Source organism: Streptomyces sp. M2CJ-2 (genome assembly GCF_016757295.1).
In the GTDB taxonomy this organism is placed as follows: domain Bacteria; phylum Actinomycetota; class Actinomycetes; order Streptomycetales; family Streptomycetaceae; genus Streptomyces.
In genome coordinates this window covers 1-208 of sequence record NZ_JAESIF010000363.1, presented here as the reverse complement: position 1 = coordinate 208, position 208 = coordinate 1, and the positions used below count along the sequence as shown (strand labels likewise).

General features: G+C 59.6%; 1 protein-coding gene. It reads right to left on the bottom strand.

The genetic code is table 11. The features are described 5' to 3' along the window. Positions 1 to 193, bottom strand: a 193-nt coding sequence (locus tag JL475_RS39630) for a hypothetical protein (RefSeq protein WP_237409629.1), incomplete at its 3' end; no start/stop codon positions are given. Positions 194 to 208: the final 15 nt, after the last annotated feature.

The window sequence follows — 208 nt, the reverse complement described above, 5'->3', positions numbered from 1 at the left end:
GCGGCCGCAGCCCGCGGAAAGCCACGATGGCACGCTCCACCAGAATGAAATAGAGGGGGGTGAACGCCAGGCTGACCAACAGAAGCACCGCAATCGCTACATACCCGAAGGAGCCATGCAGTTCAACGTCTGCGAGGGCAAGCACGGTGAGGACGAAGAAGAAGAACCACCGTACGAGCAGGAAGAGGACCATCGACCGGATGTTGCA